Here is a 20,086-nt window from a genome sequence, read left to right as displayed (position 1 = left end):
AAAAAACCCGCCGAAAGGGCGGGTTTTGAAATCTTGCTGTCGGACGTATGCTTACAGAGCAGTTACGTTTGCAGCGGAAGGGCCTTTGGCACCGTTAGTGATTTCGAACTCTACGCGCTGACCTTCAGCCAGAGTTTTAAAACCATTGGTCTGGATTGCAGAGAAGTGTACGAACACGTCTTTGCTGCCATCTTCCGGAGTAATGAAACCGAATCCTTTGGATTCATTAAACCACTTAACGTTACCTTTAATCTTAGACATCAAAATTACCTTTACATGAAAAATAGACACAAATGCTGTGTCGGATACCAGTACAACAATTGTGATGCATTTTGTCCAGTCGAACTTTGCGAAAAAGTGATAAATATCGCGTTAATTTTTAGCTAACCCTGTCTACTTATTGTTTTCTAAGGCTTTTTAATTCACAACAGAACAATGCCCTTCTCCGTCAAAACTGGAACCGCATCCAGGCGAAATAGACGTTTCCGTTGTTATACGAACCCGGAATGTAGGTCATCTGAAAGGTAGCGGGACCATAGCCTATCGACGCTAAAGGCAACAGCACAGGGATGGGAATATAATTCCAGTTGTCGCGCGCGGTAACGCCTGCGGTAAAGCCCAGTCCCAGACGAAAATTATCGTCTTCCAGCGGTCGCCAGGTTTTTTCCCAGCCATAACCGCCTATGGGTTCCCATTTGTTAAATGAATCTTTAAAGGCCATCATATAGAGGCCATGCCAGTTGCCTTTGTCGTCCCAGCGCGACTGACCAAAACCAACGCCCCACGGCCGCTCGTTATAGCGATCCGTTTTCTCTTTATCGTAGGCAAAGCGCGCATGCCAGGTAATGGCGGGGACATACAAATCATAATGCTCAGGCTGTCGCCACGTTTCTGCGACGTTATCGGTAAACGTGTTAAACCACCCTTTATCCGCCGCAGAGACTGAAGGAATAGCCAGCCATGGCATAACAAGGAGAGCAATAATAAGAAAATACTTTCTGATAATCATCACAACAGCCATACCGTTCAAAAATTCGACCGTGATAATAACAACATTAACCTGAATAAAATCTTAACAAACTATAAACAGAGAATAATCTGAGAAAGTATCGGGTTAACGGCGTTTGATTTAGCACTCAGAACCGTCGCGCTCTCCTTACTAAGTTTTCACAAAAAACACAAAACAAAGCACAACAAACAAAACAATAAAATAACAATAAATTAATACTTATAGCGCTACAGAAAATTCGCATAAACATATTTCATCTTTAGTGATGACATAAAAAAAATAACCGCGCCGTGATTTTAATCAGTAAGGCGCCATCCTTTATTCGGTACATTTTTATACCACTTTTGTGGTTCTTATTTTTACTCTGGGTGTCGATAAGACAGGGGAAACAATGCTAACAGTTATAGAGCTCCTTATCGGAGTCGTCGTTATTGTGGGTGTAGCGCGCTACATCATTAAGGGATATTCCGCCACTGGCGTTTTATTTGTCGGCGGTCTGGTTCTGCTTATTATCAGCGCACTGATGGGGCATAAGGTATTACCTGCCAGCGAAACCAGTACCGGCTATACCGCAACAGATATTGTTGAATACATCAAAATTTTGCTTATGAGTCGCGGCGGCGATCTTGGCATGATGATCATGATGCTGTGCGGCTTTGCCGCTTATATGACGCATATCGGCGCGAATGATATGGTCGTGAAGCTGGCGTCGAAACCTTTACAGTACATAAACTCGCCCTACCTGTTGATGATTGCCGCCTATTTTGTCGCCTGCCTGATGTCGCTGGCCGTCTCTTCCGCGACGGGGCTTGGCGTACTGCTCATGGCTACTCTCTTCCCGGTGATGGTCAACGTCGGCATTAGCCGCGGCGCGGCGGCGGCTATTTGCGCCTCTCCGGCCGCCATCATCCTCTCGCCAACGTCTGGCGATGTGGTTTTAGCCGCAAAAGCGGCGGAGATGCCGTTAATCGATTTCGCGTTCAAAACCACGCTGCCGATTTCCATCGCCGCAATTATCGGTATGGCGATTGCGCACTTTTTCTGGCAACGCTATCTGGATAAAAAAGAGAACATTTCACATGAGATGCTGGACGTGGCGGAGATTACCACCACGGCCCCGGCGTTTTATGCCCTTTTGCCGTTCACGCCCATTATCGGCGTACTGATTTTTGACGGTAAATGGGGGCCGCAGTTGCACATTATTACCATTCTGGTGATCTGTATGCTGCTGGCCGCCGTGCTGGAATTCGTGCGCGGTTTCAACACGCAAAATGTGTTTTCCGGCCTGGAAGTGGCTTATCGCGGCATGGCGGATGCGTTTGCCGGCGTCGTGATGCTGCTGGTCGCGGCGGGCGTTTTCGCCCAGGGGCTGAGCACCATTGGCTTTATCCAAAGTCTGATCTCGATTGCCACTTCTTTTGGCTCCGCCAGCATTATTCTGATGCTGGTATTAGTGATTTTAACCATGCTGGCCGCGATGACCACCGGTTCAGGCAATGCGCCTTTTTACGCCTTTGTTGAGATGATCCCTAAACTGGCGCACTCCTCCGGCATCAACCCAGCCTATTTATCCATCCCAATGCTGCAAGCCTCAAACCTGGGGCGCACGATTTCGCCGGTCTCCGGCGTGGTGGTCGCTGTCGCCGGGATGGCTAAAATATCACCGTTTGAAGTGGTGAAGCGCACGTCCGTTCCGGTCATCGTCGGTCTGTTGATCGTCATTATCGCCACGGAAATTATGGTGCCAGGCGCCTCTTCCGCCGTTACTGGCGGCTGATAGCCGGTAAGCCGGGGCGAGGGAAAACATCGCCCCGGCATCTTAAACCAGGCTTAGCCGCCGTGGTAAATACGCTGCGGCCTGCCCACTTTGCCATGAATAATCTCTGCGACAATCAGGTGCTGACTCGCGCAATATTCCAGGTAGCGTCGGGATGTGGTGCGGCTTATTGTTAAGGCCTGCGCGACCGTTTCAGCCGTGTGGCGTACGGTTGGATCGGCAAACAGCTTCATCACCGCATTAAGGGTTAAGGCATCAATACCGGTCGGCAAATCCCCTTTCGGTTCGCCGCGCGCATAGGCGTTGAACATTTCATCTATCTGCTTCTGGCTTGCGCTATCCGCGCTCGCCAGCATACGTCTGCGCTGTTGATAGCGGGTCAGCGTCTGTCCCAAACGTTCATAAGCAATAGGTTTGACCAGATAATCAAACGCGCCGCTACGTACCGCTTCCGCTACCGTCTCCATGTCACTGGCGGCGGTCGTAAACACGACGCCGCCGGGATAGCGCGACTGCATTAATTCATGCAGCAGCGTAATCCCCTTCCCATCCGGCAGATAATTATCCAACAGAATTAATCCAGGTTTGAACCGGTCAATCATCATTCTCGCCTGCGCCAGATTGCCCGCCAGCCATATCTGCTTAAAGCCAGGAATATGGCGGATATATTCTGCGTGCATCTCCGCCAGCAGCGTTTCATCCTCAACGATCAATAGGGTTAATGGTTCTGTCATCGTTTTTTTTCACTTTCGGAAGGAATAAAGAAAATAAGGTGCCACAAGGATCATTGTCTTCCAGCGTAATGACCCCGCCACAGCGCCCCACATAACTTGCAATCAGATATAACCCGATACCATGCTCACCGGGTTCGTCGGTTCGGGTACTTACGCCCTGTTCAAAAATTTTTTCCCGCAGCGCTTCAGGAACGCCGCAGCCCTGGTCGGCGACCTCTATCACCACCTCGTCGCCCTCGTCGCTCAGGAAAAGTTCGATGGTATTGTCGCCTTCTTGTGTACGCAAACTCGCTTCAAACGCGTTATCCAGCAGATTACCGACGATGGCGGCGAACTCCGTACTATCCAGCCCCTCCGGCAGTTGATGTAGCTGGCTGCCGGGAACAATCACCATCTTGAGCCCCAGTTCACGCGCGCGCTGAACTTTGCCAAACAGCAAACCGGCCACCTGACGATCGGCGAAGGCGCCGCGTAAACTATCAATAAGTTGCTGCTGCGCCTGCGACTCACCCTGCACCATCTCTCTGACCCGATCATACTCCTTCATTTGCAGCAGGCCGTTCAGAGTCGACATCCAGTTCAGGTGCTCATGGCGTAGCGTGCGCAGGCTCTCAACATACTGTTTAATCTGGGTTAGCTGCGCGTTCAACGTCGCGATTTCATCTTTGCTGCGAAAACTAATAATAGCGCCCAGCAACTCCTCGCCGGAACGGATAGCTTCACGATTGGCGATGACGCTCAGGCCATTGAAGTTGGCCATCACGTCCTGGCGTCTTTCTGCGATCTGGCAGGTAAAAAAGTCTGCCGGATTGACGACTTCCGCTATCAGCTTGCCCAGCCACTGACGCCCCGGCGACGGCAGCCCCAACATTTTTCTCGCATTGCGGTTAATCGCGGTGATATGTCCCTCCGGATCAACGGCGATCAGCCCTTCATAAACCGAGCTAAACAACGCCTCCTGCTGGCGTACCACGCGCGCAATCTGTTTCGGCTCCATGCCCAGCATTTGTCGGCGGATATGCGCGGCGAAAAACCAGGAAAGCAGCATTAATACCAACAGCAACAGGACAAAAACCCCCGCCATCGGTAATAAGAAGTCCAGCCGCCAGGAGTCGATTTTACTGACCAGATAGCCAATTGAAACAACGCCGATCACGTTGCCTTCGTTGTCAAAGATAGGCGTTTTGGCGCGCATCGCCATCCCTATTGAGCCCTTACCGGTAATGAAATAACTTTCTCCTCTTTCCAACGCGCCGGGTTTCGTAAACTGCATGGGATAGCCGATTTTTTCCGGATTCGGATGGTAAAGCCGGATCGAGTGGCGATCGCCTATCACCACATAGTCAAAATCCGTCCCGCGCTGCAGTTTATTCGCAATTATCGCCAGGCGTTTATAGTCCCGGTTTTTTACGGCGGCGATAATGCTGTCGTTAGAAGCAATAATTTTTGCCTGATTCATCGCCATATCACGAACATGGGACGCCAGATAATCTTCGAAACTGGCAGACAAATATTGTGCTAACGCTGCCACGATGAAAACAGAAACCACCAGAATGAGCAGAAAAATACGTAACGGAAACGCGAGTTGCCGAAAAAAAGGAAACAGCTTTTTATTTTTCTGATAGGACATTAAGGTTCCTTATGGGTATTTCTCTGCAGATTTATCGCAAATGTAATAAAAATGTTTTGAGCATCTTGAAGCCTATAAAAACCAATCGTTACAGATTCCCCACATTAAATCAATTAAACAACTAAAACCCATCGCCGGAATGGCGATTAAATTAATTAAAAAACTTAAAACCATAAAACACTTAAAAACCATCTAACGCTTTGTGAAATAAATCAAAATTTACCACCAAAATACTCCTTACGATGTATACGTCAGTGAGAAAAAATAAATAACTCGTCATAAAAATACTCCTACTCTGACTGAAAAGAAAAAGTTATCAAGTTGCAACACAGCGCAACATATACAGAAAAGTGGCAACAAGCATATCACCAGGATATTTCTTACTATGTTTGGCAATAATGTATTCACTCGGGTAAAACGCTCTGAAAATAAAAAAATGGCGGAGATCGCTCACTTTCTCAAAGAGAATGATTTAAGCGTCGATACCACTGTAGAGGTGTTTATTACCGTCAGCCGTGATGACCGTCTTATTGCCTGCGGCGGTATTGCCGGAAATATCATTAAATGCGTGGCCATTAGCGAATCAGTACGCGGCGAAGGCTTAGCGTTAACGCTAGCGACGGAATTGATTAATCTCGCCTGGGAACGGCACTGCACCCATCTTTTTATTTATACCAAAACGGAATACGAAGCGCTGTTTAAACAGTGCAGCTTTTCGACGATAGCCAGCGTCCCCGGCGTGATGGTCTTAATGGAAAATAGCGCGACCCGGTTGAAACGGTATGCGGAATCGCTGGCGACATTACGTCACGAGGGAAAGAAAATTGGCTGTATTGTGATGAACGCCAATCCTTTCACGAACGGCCACCGCTATCTGATCCAACAGGCGGCTGCGCAGTGCGACTGGCTGCATCTGTTCCTGGTCAAAGAAGATACGTCACGCTTTCCCTATGAAGACCGACTCGATCTGGTTCTTAAAGGGACCACCGATATCCCGCGCTTAACCGTTCACCGCGGCTCCGAATACATTATTTCTCGGGCGACGTTCCCCTGCTATTTCATTAAAGAGCAGAGCGTTATTAATCACTGTTATACCGAAATCGACCTGAAGATTTTCCGCCAGTATCTGGCGCCCGCGCTTGGCATCACACACCGCTTTGTCGGTACGGAACCATTTTGTACCGTTACCGCCCAGTATAACCTTGATATGCGTTTCTGGCTGGAGACGCCAACGCTTCCCGCCCCACCCATTACGCTGGTGGAAATAGAGCGGCTTTGCTTCCAGGAGACGCCGATATCCGCCTCCTGGGTACGCAAGCTGCTGGTTAAACACGATCTCACGGCTATCGCGCCGCTGGTTCCCGACGCCACCCTGCGCTATTTGCAGGGCATGGTCGAACGCCATCCGGGCAGCGCGGCAGCCCGTCAAAAGTCCCCCGTATTAGCAACAGGTGAAAAATGAAAATAAACCAGCTAGCCGTCGCAGGCACGCTTGAGTCCGGCGATGTGATGATACGCATTGCGCCGCTCGATACGCAGGATATTGACCTGCAAATCAGCAGTAGCGTTGAAAAACAGTTTGGCGAGGCCATTCGCGCCACCATCCTGGAGGTGCTTTCTCGCTACGACGTGCGCGGCGTACAACTGAACGTCGATGATAAAGGCGCTCTGGACTGCATTTTGCGCGCCCGACTGGAAACGCTACTGGCGCGCGCCAGCGGTATTGCCGCTCTGCCCTGGGAGGATCGCCAATGATTTCCGCCTCTCTGCAACAACGTAAAACCCGCACCCGCCGCAGTATGTTATTCGTACCGGGCGCCAACGCGGCGATGGTGAGCAATTCGTTTATCTATCCGGCCGACGCGCTGATGTTTGACCTGGAAGACTCTGTTGCATTACGCGAAAAAGACGCGGCGCGCCGTCTGGTATATCACGCGCTGCAACATCCGCTTTACCGTGACGTCGAAACCATCGTCCGCGTGAATGCGCTGGACTCCGAATGGGGCGTCAACGATCTGGAAGCGGTCGTGCGCGGCGGCGCGGACGTGGTGCGTTTACCGAAAACCGACACCGCGCAGGACGTCATTGATATCGAAAACGAAATTCTGCGCATTGAAAACGCCTGCGGTCGCGAACCGGGCAGTACCGGCCTGTTAGCCGCCGTGGAATCGCCGCTGGGTATTACCCGCGCGGTAGAAATCGCCCACGCCTCTGAACGGTTGATCGGGATTGCGCTGGGCGCGGAAGACTATGTTCGCAACCTGCGCACCGAACGCTCTCCGGAAGGCACCGAACTGCTGTTCGCCCGCTGCGCCATTTTGCAGGCCGCGCGTTCCGCCGGCATTCAGGCCTTCGATACCGTCTATTCCGACGCCAACAACGAAGCCGGTTTCCTGCAAGAAGCCGCCCACATTAAACAGTTGGGCTTTGACGGTAAGTCACTGATCAACCCCCGCCAGATAGAGCTGCTGCACAACCTTTATGCGCCGACGCGTAAAGAGGTCGCCCATGCGCGTCTGGTCGTTGAAGCCGCAGAAGCCGCCGCCCGCGAAGGTCTTGGCGTCGTTTCCCTTAACGGCAAGATGGTCGACAGCCCGGTGATTGAACGCGCCCGTCTGGTGCTCTCCCGTGCAGAACTTTCCGGTATTCGCGAAGAATAAGGCAAAACAATGACGCAGAAAAATGAATCTCAACGCCAGGATCGCGTAGCCGCCTGGAGCCGTCACGCTGAAAGCGAACTGAGCGCTTACCAAAGTGCGGCAAAATTGGATCTACAAGCGCAAAAACCGCGCGACCACAAACTGTGCGCCAGCCTGGAAGAGGCCATCCGCCGTTCCGGTTTACGCGACGGCATGACGCTCTCTTTTCACCACGCGTTTCGCGGCGGCGATCTGACGATTAACCTGGTGATGGAAACCATCGCGAAGATGGGCTTCAAAAACCTGACCCTGGCCTCCAGTTCGCTAAGCGACTGCCATGCGCCGCTGGTTGAACACATTCGTAACGGGGTGGTCAGTCGCATCTATACGTCAGGCCTGCGCGGCCCGCTGGCGGAAGAAATTTCTCGCGGCCTGCTGGCTGAGCCGGTTCAGATTCACTCCCACGGCGGTCGTGTACATCTGGTACAAAGCGGCGAACTCAATATTGATGTTGCGTTTCTTGGCGTGCCCTCCTGCGATGAATTCGGTAATGCTAACGGTTATACCGGCAAGGCCTGCTGCGGTTCACTGGGCTACGCGATGGTGGATGCCGACAGCGCGAAACAGGTCGTAATGCTGACGGAGCAACTGCTGCCGTATCCGCATAACCCGGCAAGCATCGCTCAGGATCAGGTTGATCTGATCGTGCAAATCGAAGAAGTCGGTGATGCAAACAAAATCGGCGCTGGCGCGACCCGTATGACCACTAATCCGCGTGAACTGCTGATCGCCCGCAGCGCGGCGGAAGTCATTGCTCACTCCGGCTACTTCAACGAAGGTTTCTCCCTACAAACCGGCACCGGCGGCGCATCGCTGGCGGTCACCCGCTTCCTGGAAGACAAAATGCGTAGCCGCAACATTGTGGCTAATTTCGCGCTGGGCGGTATCACCGCCACCATGGTCGACCTGCATGAAAAGGGCTTAATCCGCAAACTGCTTGACGTGCAGAGCTTCGATCGTAACGCTGCGCAATCTTTGGCCCGCAACCCGAACCATATCGAAATCAGCGCTAACCAGTACGCCAACTGGGGCTCTAAAGGCGCTTCCGTCGACCGTCTGGACGTGGTGGTGCTGAGCGCGCTGGAAGTAGACACCCACTTCAATGTTAACGTGCTGACCGGCTCCGACGGCGTTCTACGCGGCGCGTCCGGCGGTCACTGCGATACCGCCGTCGCGGCGGCGCTGTCCATCATCGTCGCGCCGCTGGTGCGCGGTCGCATCCCAACGCTGGTTGATAACGTCACCACCTGCGTCACACCAGGCTCCAGCGTTGACATTCTGGTCACCGATCACGGTATCGCCGTCAATCCGGCGCGTCCGGAGCTGGCTGAACGCCTGAAAGCCGCGGGAATGAAAGTGGTATCGATTGAGTGGCTGCGCGAACGCGCGCAACTGCTTACCGGTCAGCCCCGCCCTATCGAATTCACCGACCGCGTGATTGCTGTCGTGCGTTATCGCGACGGTTCAGTGATCGATGTGGTGCATCAGGTGAAGGAATAAGCCATGCGCCTGTTTCCTGAACTCGCCACCTGTCACGACGTTTCTATTCCTGAGCTGCTCGCCAGCCGGGATGAGAGACAAGCAAGACAGCGCGCCTGGCTAACGCGCCACGCCACTCCACTGGTCTCCTTTACCGTGGTGGCGCCAGGCCCGATAAAAGACAGCGCGTTAACCCGCCGGATCTTTAATCACGGCGTGACTGCCCTGCACACGCTGGCAGAAGAGTATGGCTGGACCATCCGGGAGCAGGCTGCACTGGCTTCCGCCAGCGGGCCGGAAGGGCTGCTGGCGATTGACGCGCCCGCTCAGGCGCTCAAACAGGCGACCATCACGCTTGAACAGCGTTATCCACTGGGGCGCCTGTGGGATATCGATGTCCTGACGGCGGAAGGCGAAATACTCTCCCGCCGCCATTTCGCGCTTCCCGCTCGCCGCTGTCTGCTGTGCGGGCAAAGCGCGGCTGAATGCGCGCGGGGTAAAACCCACGCGCTGACTGATTTACTGACTCATATGGAGGCGCTGCTGCATGATGCCGATTCCCGCCAACCCGACTAACGCCTCCATTCAGCCTCAGTCGCTGTATGACGCCTGGGCCGATTTGGCCTGGCGCGCTATGCTGACCGAGGTAAATTTATCGCCAAAACCCGGTCTGGTAGACCGACTAAACTGCGGCGCGCACAAAGATATGGCGCTGGCGGATTTTCACCGCAGCGCGGAGGCGATTCGACACTGGCTGCCGCGCTTTATGGAATATGGCGCCAGCTGCACGCGCCTGCCGCCAGAGTCAGTTCTGGCGGGCCTGCGTCCATTGGGGATGGCCTGTGAAGCAGCGATGTTTCGCGCAACGGCGGGCGTCAATACCCATAAAGGCAGCATTTTCTCGCTGGGGTTACTGTGCGCCGCCATTGGCCGCCTGTATCAGCTACGCCAGCCGATCGCCGCAGAAACACTCTGCGCTACCGCCGCCGATTTTTGCCGCGGCCTGACCACGCGCGAACTGCGCCAGAACAACCTACAGCTCACCGCAGGTCAGCGGTTGTATCAGCAACTGGGATTAACCGGCGCGCGCGGCGAAGCGGAAGCAGGCTATCCGCTGGTCATCCGCCACGCGTTGCCGCACTACCGCGCATTGCTGGCGCAGGGGCGCGATCCCGAACTGGCGCTGCTTGATACCTTACTGCTGCTGATGTCGCTTAACGGCGATACCAACGTCGCGTCGCGCGGCGGGGCGGACGGTCTGCGCTGGTTACAGCAGCAGGCGGCTTTCTTATTACATCAGGGCGGCATACGGACGCCTGACGATCTCGTTTATCTCCACCGGTTCGATCAGCAATGCATTGAACGCAATCTCAGCCCAGGCGGTAGCGCCGATCTGCTGATCGTGACCTGGTTTTTAGCGCAAATTTCGCAAGTTAATCATTAACACAATTATAGAAAATATCCTTTCCGGAGAGTCATTTATGTCTTTATCCAAAGATAATATATGGAAGTTGTTGGCCCCATTAGTGGTGATGGGCGTCATGTTGCTAATTCCTGTTCCAGATGGTATGCCGCCGCAGGCCTGGCACTATTTTGCGGTTTTCGTCGCGATGATTGTCGGTATGATCCTGGAGCCGATCCCGGCGACAGCGATCAGTTTTATCGCCGTAACCATTTGCGTTATCGGCAGCAATTACCTGCTATTTGACGCTTCAGAACTGGCCGATCCGGCGTTTAACGCCAGTAAACAGGCGCTGAAATGGGGGCTTGCCGGTTTCTCCAGCACCACGGTCTGGCTGGTTTTCGGCGCGTTTATTTTCGCGCTGGGCTACGAAGTGACCGGGCTGGGGCGCCGCATTGCGCTGTTTTTGGTAAAATTCATGGGTAAACGCACGCTGACGCTCGGCTATGCGATTGTCATTATCGATATTTTGCTGGCGCCATTTACTCCCTCCAATACGGCTCGTACCGGCGGGACTGTCTTCCCGGTCATCAAGAACCTGCCGCCGCTGTTTAAATCGTTTCCAAACGATCCTTCCGCACGCCGCATCGGCGGTTATTTGATGTGGATGATGGTGATCAGTACCAGCCTGAGCTCTTCGATGTTTGTCACTGGCGCGGCGCCAAACGTGTTAGGTCTGGAGTTCGTCAGCAAGATCGCCGGCGTCCAGATTAGCTGGCTGCAGTGGTTTCTCAGCTTTCTGCCGGTAGGGATTATTTTACTGATCGTTGCGCCGTGGCTCTCCTATGTGCTTTATAAACCCGAAGTGACCCACAGTGCGGAAGTCGCAGCCTGGGCTGGCGGCGAGTTAAAAAACATGGGGCGTCTGTCCCGCAAAGAGTGGACGCTGATTGGCCTGGTGCTGCTTAGCTTAGGATTGTGGGTTTTTGGTGGAAAAATCATCAACGCCACTGCCGTGGGTCTGCTGGCCGTCTCGCTGATGCTGGCGTTGCATGTTGTGCCGTGGAAAGACATTACGCGCTACAACAGCGCCTGGAACACCCTGGTGAACCTCGCTACGCTGGTGGTCATGGCCAATGGCTTAACCCGCTCCGGCTTTATTGACTGGTTCGCCAATACCATGAGTACGCATCTGGAAGGTTTCTCGCCGGATGCAACCGTCATTGTACTGGTACTGGTGTTCTATTTCGCGCACTATCTGTTCGCCAGTCTTTCCGCTCACACCGCGACCATGCTGCCGGTTATTCTGGCGGTGGGTAAAGGCATTCCGGGCGTTCCGATGGAACAACTGTGTATTCTGCTGGTGCTGTCTATCGGTATCATGGGCTGTCTGACGCCGTATGCCACCGGCCCTGGTGTGATTATCTACGGCTGCGGTTACGTGAAATCCAAAGACTACTGGCGGCTTGGCGCAATCTTTGGCGTTATCTATATCGCGATGCTGTTGCTGGTGGGCTGGCCGATTCTGGCAATGTGGAATTAAACATTACGCCAACGTAGGTTAAAAATGATGCCGTTCAGGTTCACCTGAGCGGCATTTTTTATGATTAAATGGGTAACATTCATAATGTGTATAAATTATCGAATTCATCATGAACACAATATGGCATTACAGTCCGCTGCTGGCTGCCCTCTTAACCCCGATTTTTGCCGCCAACGCCGACGAACTTCAGGCGCAACAGTACGGTGATTTCACTGACTATGTGCTGGCGCTTTCCTGGCAAACCGGTTTTTGTCAAAGCCAGCATGAACGCCGCCATCGGGAGCCCGATGAGTGCCGTCTGCAAAAAGAGCCAGCCAACAAAGCAGACTTTCTGACCGTCCACGGCCTGTGGCCTGGATTACCCAAATCTATCGCCGCACGCGGCGTTGACCAGAGACGCTGGCAGCGCTTTGGTTGTGCGACGCGGCCAATCCCGAATCTGCCTGAAGTCAAGGCCAGCCGGAAATGCTCCGCCCCCGCCCCCGGACTTTCGCCTGACATCGCGGCAGCGCTTAAGGAAGTGATGCCCGGCGCGGGGGGGAATTCCTGTCTGGAGCGCTACGAATATGCCAAACATGGCGCCTGTTTCGGGTTTGATCCCAATGCCTATTTCGGCACCATGATACGGCTGGATAAGGCGATAAAAGACAGCGCGCTGGGGCAGTTTCTGGCGGATAATTACGGCAAGACCGTTAGCCGCGCTGAGTTTGATAGCGTCGTCGCACAAATGTGGGGCCAGGATAATGTCAAAGCCGTTAAAGTAAACTGCCATGGCAATCCCGCCTATTTAACAGAGATTCAGTTTTCACTAAAGGCGTCGATGATTAACGCCCCGCTCTCCTCTGCCTCATTTCAGCCGCAGCCGCATCCCGGCAACTGCGGGAAACAGTTTATTATCGATAAAGCCGGTTATTGACGAAGCAGAGGTTTAAAACCGTAGCCACATTTGAGAACACGCCCGAATGTAGACTAAAATTCACTCAAGGCTATGACGTTTGAGGATTTACCCGAATGTGAACTAAATCACTTCAAAGACGGGGGAAGTCTCAGTATCATCATGAGAGTTAAACCCTCGCCGCCAGACGGTGAGGGTTTTCTTTTGGGACCATTTACCTGCACTACTCGCAGTATCGATGACATGGAGTAAGAAATGTCCAGACCCACTATTATCATTAACGACCTTGACGCCGAACGTATTGATCGTCTTCTGGAACAGCCTGCGTATGCGGATCTGCCGATTGCCGACGCGCTCAACGCCGAACTGGATCGCGCGCAAATGTGTTCGCCACAAGAGATGCCGAACGATGTCGTCACCATGAACAGCCGCGTTAAATTCCGCAATTTGAGCGATGGTGAAACACGCGTGCGGACGCTGGTGTACCCCGCCAATATGACGGACAGCAGTACCCAGCTTTCGGTAATGGCGCCCGTCGGCGCGGCGTTGCTGGGACTGCGCGTCGGCGACACTATTCACTGGGAACTGCCGGGCGGCGCCTCCACCCATCTCGAAGTGCTGGAACTCGAATATCAGCCTGAAGCCGCGGGCGACTTCCTGCGTTAAACCCCATCTGCATAAGCGTTAATGCGTTTACACAGAGGATGCCTACGCATCCTCTTTCCGTTAGCCCTTTCATTTCTGCCTGTTTCAGACAACGCCGCCTGGCATCGGGTTGATTACTCCCGTCGCCTGTTTCTGCGCCGCTTGTGCCGACGTCGCTCCCGGCACCAGGATAACCTTTCGGCACTCTTCTTCGCGTTTTTCGAAAATTTCGTAGCCGCGCGCCGCCTCTTCAAACGGCATATAGTGCGTGACAATCTCCTCCGGCTTCAGCAACCCTTTTTCAATAAGCGGTAATAACTCCCCCAGCCACGCGTGAACATGGGTTTGACCCATTTTAAAAGTTAGCCCCTTATCAAAGGCGTCGCCGAATAAAAAGCCGTGAATAAAACCGGCATACACGCCGGGTACGCTGACCACGCCGCCGCGTCTGACCGCCGCGATACATTGTCGCAGCGCTTTGCCGCTACTGCCTTCCAGTTTAAGGTTCGTCAGCACCGTCTCCGTCAAACTGCCTTTCGCTTCAAAGCCTACGGCATCAATTACCGCGTCCACGCCGCGGTGTCCTGCCGTCTGCTCGATGATTTTTTCCGCCGGATCGTTCTCATCATCGAAGTTGATCGGTATCGCGCCATAACGTTCTTCGGCGAAACGCAAGCGCCAGGCGTGGTGATCAACGACGAAGATCTGCTCCGCGCCCAGCAGGCGCGCACAGGCGATAGTCAGTAATCCTACCGGCCCTGCGCCAAAAACCGCCACGCTGGAACCTTGCTGAATCTGGGCATTTTTTGCCGCCTGCCAGGCGGTAGGCAAAATATCAGAAAGAAACAGCGCCTTATCGTCAGATAACAGCGGCGGCACCTTAAATGGACCGACATTACCTTTTGGCACGCGAACATATTCGGCCTGTCCGCCGGGAACGCCGCCATACAGATGGCTATACCCAAACAGCGCCGCCGGTGGCGGGATCTGTTTTTTATTCATCGCCGCGCCGTGTCCGTCGTTAGTGTTTTCACACGCTGAATACTGCTGTAGCCGACAGAAAAAGCAGTCACCACAGGCAATGACAAACGGGATAACGACCCGATCCCCTTTCCGAATATTCTTTACATCATGTCCGGTTTCCACCACCTCGCCCATAAACTCATGGCCGAAAATATCGCCATGTTTTACCTGTGGGATCTTGCCGCGATAGAGATGCAAATCAGATCCGCAAATCGCGGTGGCGGTAACACGCAAAATGATATCGTCAGGCTGCTCAATGCCGGGATCGGGTACGTTTTCAACCTTTACGTGATGTGGACCGTGATACGTCAATGCTTTCATGCAGCCTCCGGGGTAACGGTGAATGTTGCGTTCGACTATAAAAGGGTAGCTATCCCGGAGAGACTGCCGGCAAAACAGGCGGCTTTAGGATTTTTCCTGGAAAATACACGATTTTTTAGCGCCAGGTTGTCGCAATATTTAAAATTGCCAGACAAATAGCAGAAAGAAACATTATTATATGCTTGAATAAATTCAGTATTGATTAACAGGGAGTAACGGGTATGTATAAGACAATCATTATGCCGGTTGATGTTTTTGAAATGGAACTTAGCGATAAAGCTATTCGCCACGCTGAGTTTCTGGCGCAACAGGATGGCGTCATTCATCTGTTGCATGTACTGCCTGGGTCCGCGAGCATGAGTCTGCACCGCTTTGCCGCCGACGTGCGTCGCTTTGAAGAACATTTACAGCATGAGGCGGAAACGCGTCTGCAAACGATGGTGGGACACTTCAGTATCGATCCTTCACGAATTAAAACACATGTTCGCTTTGGTAGCGTGCGCGATGTCGTCAATGAGATGGGCGAAGAACTGGATGCGGATGTCGTGGTAATCGGTTCGCGTAATCCGTCCATCACGACACACCTGTTGGGGTCTAACGCCTCAAGCGTGGTGCGCCATGCGACGCTGCCGGTATTGGTTGTGCGTTAACTCTGGTGGCTAAAAACTGACACGCCCTGCCAGGTCGCGCCTGGCAGGGCTTTTTATTGCATCATCGTTAGTACAAATGCCCGATATTCACAATAGTACTCACCGTGTCGCCAAAAAAGACCAGCCGACTCAGAAATACGCCAACGAATAACAAGACGAACAGGAGTTTCGGGCGCGAATCACCGTGACGGCTGGCGACAAAAGCGAGCGCAAGGCAAACCAGGCTTGCCAGATAAAACGGTGAAGCCAGCCATGAATGCGCCGTCATCTGCATTATCGTTCCCCCGCTTAACCACACCAGCGGCGCCGCGATAAGTACCGCGATACACACCACAATTCCCTGGCGTAACGCAGGAACGGCAGGCCTGAGTTTTAACAGCGGAATCGCCGCGCAACCCATGACCCATACCGTAATAAAAAATAACAGCATGGTAAATCCATTAGCGATAGCCACCATCGCTGGCGCGGCGTAGGTCATCCCCTGCACCGCCACCAGTAACACGCCGAACACGGAGGCGATAAGAGTCATCGCTTTATGTCCCTTTGCCAGGAACGTTACGCCGACCGCTGCGCCAAACAACGTAGCACCAAGAATTTCCCGACTTAACCAGGCATGTCGCAGGTTAATCAGCGCATTATAAGCGCGATCGGGATGCGCCAGATGCAGAATCGCGGCAATAGACGCCAGTGCCAGCACCAGCCCAGTGACCAACCAATAGAAACGCTGGCCTTCCACTTCACCACGCAGCGTACGCCATGTCAGTACCAAAGCCATACCGACAGACATCTGGCTTAATACCGTAAAAAACACCAGCGGCAGTTCATATTTTTCCATTACTTGTCCTCCGGCTGCTTAGGCTGGCGCGCCAGAATAAAGCGCGTTCCTGGATTGAGCTGTGGCATATGCGGGAACCCTGGCGGATACTGCACCGCATTATCGGGCACAGGATCGACATCCAAATCGATAATCGACAAGGCGCCCACCGGACAGGCGTTCACGCACGCCGGATTCATACCGATATCAAGACGCTCGTAGCACATACTGCATTTTTCCGCTTTACGCGTCTCTTCATTAAAACGCGGCGCGCCATAAGGACAGTTACGAATACAGTTTTTACAGCCGATGCAGCGCTCAGGGTTATGCACCACCACGCCATCTTCACGTTTGGTATAGGCTTCGACCGGACAGGCGGCGACGCAGGCCGGATGTTCGCAGTGGTTACAGGCCAGCGAGTAAAACGCCCGCTCTTCATGTGGATAGATGTCTTTATCCAACGGATAAACGTAGCGCCAGAAGCGATCCGGCTCCAGTTGGTTAAAGCTTTTACACGCCATAGCACAGCCGCGGCAGCCGATGCACTTATCGCTATTCACTAAAAACGCACGTCTCATGCTACGGACTCCCCTTTACCGATCAATACAACGTCAGCAAACTGACTGTGGATAGCGGCGCCCGGCGCGCCAGTTTTCATCAGCCCCATATCAGCAGGCGTATCAGCCACGACGTTTTGCACGTTGTACTGCCGTTTCGGGAACCAGGCTTCATACATCACCAGAAAATCTTCCGGCACGTTGGTGGTGACTTTTGCCCGCAGCTCAACTTCACCGGTGCCATTGAAAACTTTGACCAGATCGTTCTCGCTGATGCCTTTTTTCTGTGCGGAAGAAGGATGGATATAAACGAACGGTTCCGGGTAGAACACCTGCATCCAGTCCAGGTTGATAAACTGCGAGTGCAGGCCAAACTGCACGTGCGGCGTAAACAGATGGAACGGCAGTTTGCTCTCGGCTTCCGGTTTGTATTCCGGCAGCGCGGTGTGGCCGTTTTTCTCCGCCAGTTCAGATTTAAATTCATACTTGCCTGACGGCGTTTTGAACTTGCGGTCATACCAGGCGGCAGAGCTTGGCAGGATCGCTTTTTTCGGCCCGTCCAGCAGATCGTCCCAGGAAGAGATGCCGAACATTTTCGCCATACCGTCGTTGAACTCCTGATCCAGCCAGCGCTTGTGATCGAACTCTTGCGGGAAGGTACAGGAACCCGGCGCCATCTTATTAATGGTGCGCGACAGCATGGTAGCGATTTCGAGATCGCATTTTGCTTCATACATCGGCTTAATCGCCGGCTGATTAATGGAAAGCCAGTAGTGCCAGTAAGAAGCATCCACGTTCCACTCTTCAAACGCGGTGGTAACGGGCAGCACGATATCAGCGTGTTGCACCGTTTCGTTGAAGAACTGATCGGCGCAGACCACCATTTCCAGTTTTTCAAACGCTTTCTTCATCTTGCTGCGATCGAAATCCTGGGCAAACGGGTTTTTACAGGCGACCCACAGCATACGAACCGGCGGATCGTTGGCCTCCAGAATCCCCTGCGCCGTCTGGTTAATATTCAGGGAGCGATCGGAGTACTGCACGGCGTCGCTGCCAGCGGCAGCCCCGAATTCACTGGTGGTGCCCGCCGCTCCCGGTATGCCAATAGCGCCCTCCGGCGGCTTCTGCAGCATGGCGTTATAGTTAAAGCCCCAGGTATGCAGATGGCCATAACGCGCGCCGCCGCCTTCGACACCGATGTTGCCGGACATAGCGACAAAGGCATCGATAGCGCGAACGTTGGCGCCGCCGTTGACATGACGCTGCATCCCGTAACCAATCCAGACCGTGGCCGGCTTAACCGCCGTAAACTCTTCTGCCAGCTGGCGAATGACATCCGCAGACAGGCCGCAGATTTCTGCTGCCCACTCCACGGTCACATGGTTACGCAGATAGGCTTCAAATTCCGGATAGCCGTGAGCATCGTTGTTGACAAAATTCTGATCCACCAGGCCTTTATCCACCAGATGACGCGCCATTCCCAGCGCCAGCGCGCCGTCTGAGCCAGGCCGCACGCGCAGGTAGAGATCGGCTTTGGCGGCAGTCTGCGACAGCAGCGGATCGATAACGACGACCTTCGCCCCTTTCTCGCGCGCCTGATAGATGTACTTCATGCTGTGCATTGAGCACCAGGCTGGGTTGGCGCCCCAGATAATGATGTATTTCGCTTTCACCATATCTTCCGGGTCGTTACACCACATGTCGCCCATGTCGTAGTTTTGCGCGTCGATACCGGCAGGCCAGCACGGCGTACCGGCAAAACGGGTGGTATAGCCAAGCGAGGACATCATCCCTTCAACGGCATAGTTCAGCACGCCAAACTTACCGGAATATTTGGTCAGCGCCAGACCGAGCATAGAACCGTCTTTTTTCTTAATCTCCAGCATCCTGGCGGCAATGCGCTGCATCGCCTCTTCCCATGAGATGCGACGCCAGTTGCCGCTACCGCGAACGTCCTGCGCCATGGGATATTTAATACGATCGGGGCTATAAACCCGGCGCGGATAGCTTAACCCTTTGACGCAAGGGGTACCGTGAGTAAATGTTGATTCCGGCGCGCCTTCCACGAAAGTAATGACCCCGTCCTTTACCCATGTCTTGAGGCTACAGGTGTCATAGCAGTTACGCGGACACGCGTTACGATAAATTTTGTACGTTTTAGGGTTAAAGGGAACAGGCGGCTGCGCAAGCGCGCATCGGGAGGTCAGTAATCCTCCGGGTAAAGCCGCAACGGCGCCCAGTGCCACTATCCCCTTTAAAAAAGAACGTCTGTTCAGATGTCCCGTCTCATTACTCATATTGATACTCTCGTTTTAATTCATCAAGCCAATAAAATAAGATGTCCGCCACCGTATATAACGTGGCCGTTTGTGCATGAGTTTTTATTTTTTCGATATATAATGGCACCCACTTTGTTAAATAATTATTGATATATTGAGTGAGAGTAGATCGGTATGGTGACGTTTGCCGAGTGTTAGCCAGTAATAGTGTGGTCAATTCCAGCACGCAGGAAATATGATCGTCAGGAATATTGCTCTCCTGATTAACCGATAATCCCAACGCTGCCATAAACTCCCGTATCTCCAGCGTCGCCTTTCCCATCACCAGCGCATCGTCTTCCAGATACACTGAAGCGAAAGGCGCAGCCAGCAGCTTGCCAGGACCAACGAATAGCGCATTAAAGTCATACTCCGCCTCCAGCCACGCCCGATCGGTAAGGTTTACCGCAGCAGTGGGATTTAATCTCACGTAGGCAGATTTCAGTGAACGACTATCATGAGAATTAAAAAAATCACGCAATGTAAGCCCTGTTTTTTCTAATTCCGTCAGTGATTCATAGATTGAATCCATGAATAAATAACCTCACATACAAATGCAATATAAATCAAGAAAAAAGAATGGGCATGTT

General features: G+C 53.1%; 20 protein-coding genes. 11 read left to right on the top strand and 9 right to left on the bottom strand.

Annotated elements, in window-relative coordinates:
• Positions 1-51: 51 nt before the first annotated feature.
• Both cspE and pagP read right to left on the bottom strand, forming a co-directional pair.
• The gene (gene cspE, locus J4645_RS01905; RefSeq protein WP_000034826.1) at positions 52-261 is read right to left on the bottom strand and encodes a transcription antiterminator/RNA stability regulator CspE; all 210 of its coding nucleotides are present in this window, start codon (positions 259-261) and stop codon (positions 52-54) included.
• A gap of 187 nt (positions 262-448) precedes the next feature.
• Positions 449-1,021: a lipid IV(A) palmitoyltransferase PagP gene (gene pagP / locus J4645_RS01900; RefSeq protein ID WP_001623090.1), complete on the bottom strand. Its 573-nt coding sequence runs from the start codon at positions 1,019-1,021 to the stop codon at positions 449-451.
• A 379-nt stretch (positions 1,022-1,400) separates the two neighbouring features.
• Here pagP and dcuC point away from each other — a divergent pair, with 379 nt between their 5' ends.
• A complete protein-coding gene (gene dcuC, locus J4645_RS01895) occupies positions 1,401-2,786 on the top strand; it encodes an anaerobic C4-dicarboxylate transporter DcuC (protein WP_000958619.1) in 1,386 nt (461 codons plus the stop codon).
• Between the two features lie 53 nt (positions 2,787-2,839).
• Here dcuC and dpiA read toward each other — a convergent pair whose 3' ends face one another.
• The gene (dpiA, locus tag J4645_RS01890) at positions 2,840-3,520 is read right to left on the bottom strand and encodes a two-component response regulator DpiA (RefSeq protein WP_000138778.1); all 681 of its coding nucleotides are present in this window, start codon (positions 3,518-3,520) and stop codon (positions 2,840-2,842) included.
• Positions 3,489-5,150 (bottom strand): sensor histidine kinase DpiB, encoded by a 1,662-nt coding sequence (gene dpiB, locus J4645_RS01885; protein ID WP_000121807.1) that lies wholly within the window; start codon positions 5,148-5,150, stop codon positions 3,489-3,491. The genes dpiA and dpiB overlap by 32 nt, the downstream gene beginning before the upstream one ends.
• Before the next feature lie 385 nt (positions 5,151-5,535).
• Here dpiB and citC point away from each other — a divergent pair, with 385 nt between their 5' ends.
• From citC to rnk, 9 genes are all read left to right on the top strand, one after another.
• A complete protein-coding gene (citC, locus tag J4645_RS01880; protein WP_000467874.1) occupies positions 5,536-6,612 on the top strand; it encodes a [citrate (pro-3S)-lyase] ligase in 1,077 nt (358 codons plus the stop codon).
• On the top strand, positions 6,609-6,905 hold the full coding sequence (gene citD / locus J4645_RS01875; protein WP_000700685.1) for a citrate lyase acyl carrier protein: 297 nt from the start codon (positions 6,609-6,611) through the stop codon (positions 6,903-6,905). Before citC ends, citD begins: the two co-directional genes overlap by 4 nt.
• Positions 6,902-7,810 (top strand): citrate (pro-3S)-lyase subunit beta, encoded by a 909-nt coding sequence (citE, locus tag J4645_RS01870; protein ID WP_000622342.1) that lies wholly within the window; start codon positions 6,902-6,904, stop codon positions 7,808-7,810. The genes citD and citE overlap by 4 nt, the downstream gene beginning before the upstream one ends.
• A gap of 9 nt (positions 7,811-7,819) precedes the next feature.
• Complete coding sequence (gene citF / locus J4645_RS01865; RefSeq protein WP_000192323.1) at positions 7,820-9,349, top strand: citrate lyase subunit alpha; 1,530 nt, start codon at positions 7,820-7,822, stop codon at positions 9,347-9,349.
• Positions 9,350-9,352: 3 nt separating this feature from the next.
• Positions 9,353-9,904: a citrate lyase holo-[acyl-carrier protein] synthase gene (gene citX / locus J4645_RS01860; protein ID WP_023215214.1), complete on the top strand. Its 552-nt coding sequence runs from the start codon at positions 9,353-9,355 to the stop codon at positions 9,902-9,904.
• Positions 9,876-10,772 carry a triphosphoribosyl-dephospho-CoA synthase CitG gene (gene citG, locus J4645_RS01855; RefSeq protein ID WP_000982652.1) on the top strand — a complete coding sequence of 299 codons (897 nt, stop codon included), beginning with the start codon at positions 9,876-9,878 and terminating at the stop codon, positions 10,770-10,772. The genes citX and citG overlap by 29 nt, the downstream gene beginning before the upstream one ends.
• 37 nt (positions 10,773-10,809) lie before the next feature.
• Complete coding sequence (gene citT, locus J4645_RS01850) at positions 10,810-12,273, top strand: citrate/succinate antiporter CitT (protein ID WP_000059039.1); 1,464 nt, start codon at positions 10,810-10,812, stop codon at positions 12,271-12,273.
• A gap of 109 nt (positions 12,274-12,382) precedes the next feature.
• Positions 12,383-13,189, top strand: a complete 807-nt coding sequence (gene rna, locus J4645_RS01845; protein WP_001529051.1) for a ribonuclease I — start codon at positions 12,383-12,385, stop codon at positions 13,187-13,189.
• 234 nt (positions 13,190-13,423) lie between these two features.
• Positions 13,424-13,834 (top strand): nucleoside diphosphate kinase regulator, encoded by a 411-nt coding sequence (gene rnk / locus J4645_RS01840; protein WP_000089748.1) that lies wholly within the window; start codon positions 13,424-13,426, stop codon positions 13,832-13,834.
• Positions 13,835-13,918: 84 nt separating this feature from the next.
• On the opposite strand, the gene J4645_RS01835 is transcribed toward rnk, so the two are convergent.
• Positions 13,919-15,157 carry a zinc-dependent alcohol dehydrogenase gene (locus J4645_RS01835; protein ID WP_000646115.1) on the bottom strand — a complete coding sequence of 413 codons (1,239 nt, stop codon included), beginning with the start codon at positions 15,155-15,157 and terminating at the stop codon, positions 13,919-13,921.
• A gap of 221 nt (positions 15,158-15,378) precedes the next feature.
• Here J4645_RS01835 and uspG point away from each other — a divergent pair, with 221 nt between their 5' ends.
• A complete protein-coding gene (uspG, locus tag J4645_RS01830) occupies positions 15,379-15,807 on the top strand; it encodes a universal stress protein UspG (RefSeq protein WP_000278499.1) in 429 nt (142 codons plus the stop codon).
• 67 nt (positions 15,808-15,874) lie between these two features.
• Here uspG and J4645_RS01825 read toward each other — a convergent pair whose 3' ends face one another.
• From J4645_RS01825 to J4645_RS01810, 4 genes are read right to left on the bottom strand one after another with little or no spacing between them, the layout of a single operon-like run.
• Entirely contained in the window at positions 15,875-16,642 is a 768-nt protein-coding gene (locus J4645_RS01825) for a dimethyl sulfoxide reductase anchor subunit family protein (RefSeq protein WP_000417106.1), read from the bottom strand.
• Positions 16,642-17,199, bottom strand: coding sequence for a 4Fe-4S dicluster domain-containing protein (locus tag J4645_RS01820; protein WP_001250387.1), 558 nt, complete (start codon positions 17,197-17,199; stop codon positions 16,642-16,644). Before J4645_RS01820 ends, J4645_RS01825 begins: the two co-directional genes overlap by 1 nt.
• Positions 17,196-19,475: a molybdopterin-dependent oxidoreductase gene (locus J4645_RS01815; RefSeq protein ID WP_023215212.1), complete on the bottom strand. Its 2,280-nt coding sequence runs from the start codon at positions 19,473-19,475 to the stop codon at positions 17,196-17,198. Before J4645_RS01815 ends, J4645_RS01820 begins: the two co-directional genes overlap by 4 nt.
• Positions 19,468-20,028 carry a molecular chaperone gene (locus tag J4645_RS01810; protein ID WP_023215211.1) on the bottom strand — a complete coding sequence of 187 codons (561 nt, stop codon included), beginning with the start codon at positions 20,026-20,028 and terminating at the stop codon, positions 19,468-19,470. Before J4645_RS01810 ends, J4645_RS01815 begins: the two co-directional genes overlap by 8 nt.
• Between the last annotated feature and the right edge of the window lie 58 nt (positions 20,029-20,086).

It is taken from the genome of Salmonella sp. 32082101201600294FB01SM01 (assembly GCF_017572865.1).
GTDB classification, from domain to species: Bacteria; Pseudomonadota; Gammaproteobacteria; order Enterobacterales; family Enterobacteriaceae; genus Salmonella; species Salmonella enterica.
The sequence above is the reverse complement of the archived record's forward strand: the minus strand, read 5'-3'. Positions and strand labels throughout refer to the sequence as shown.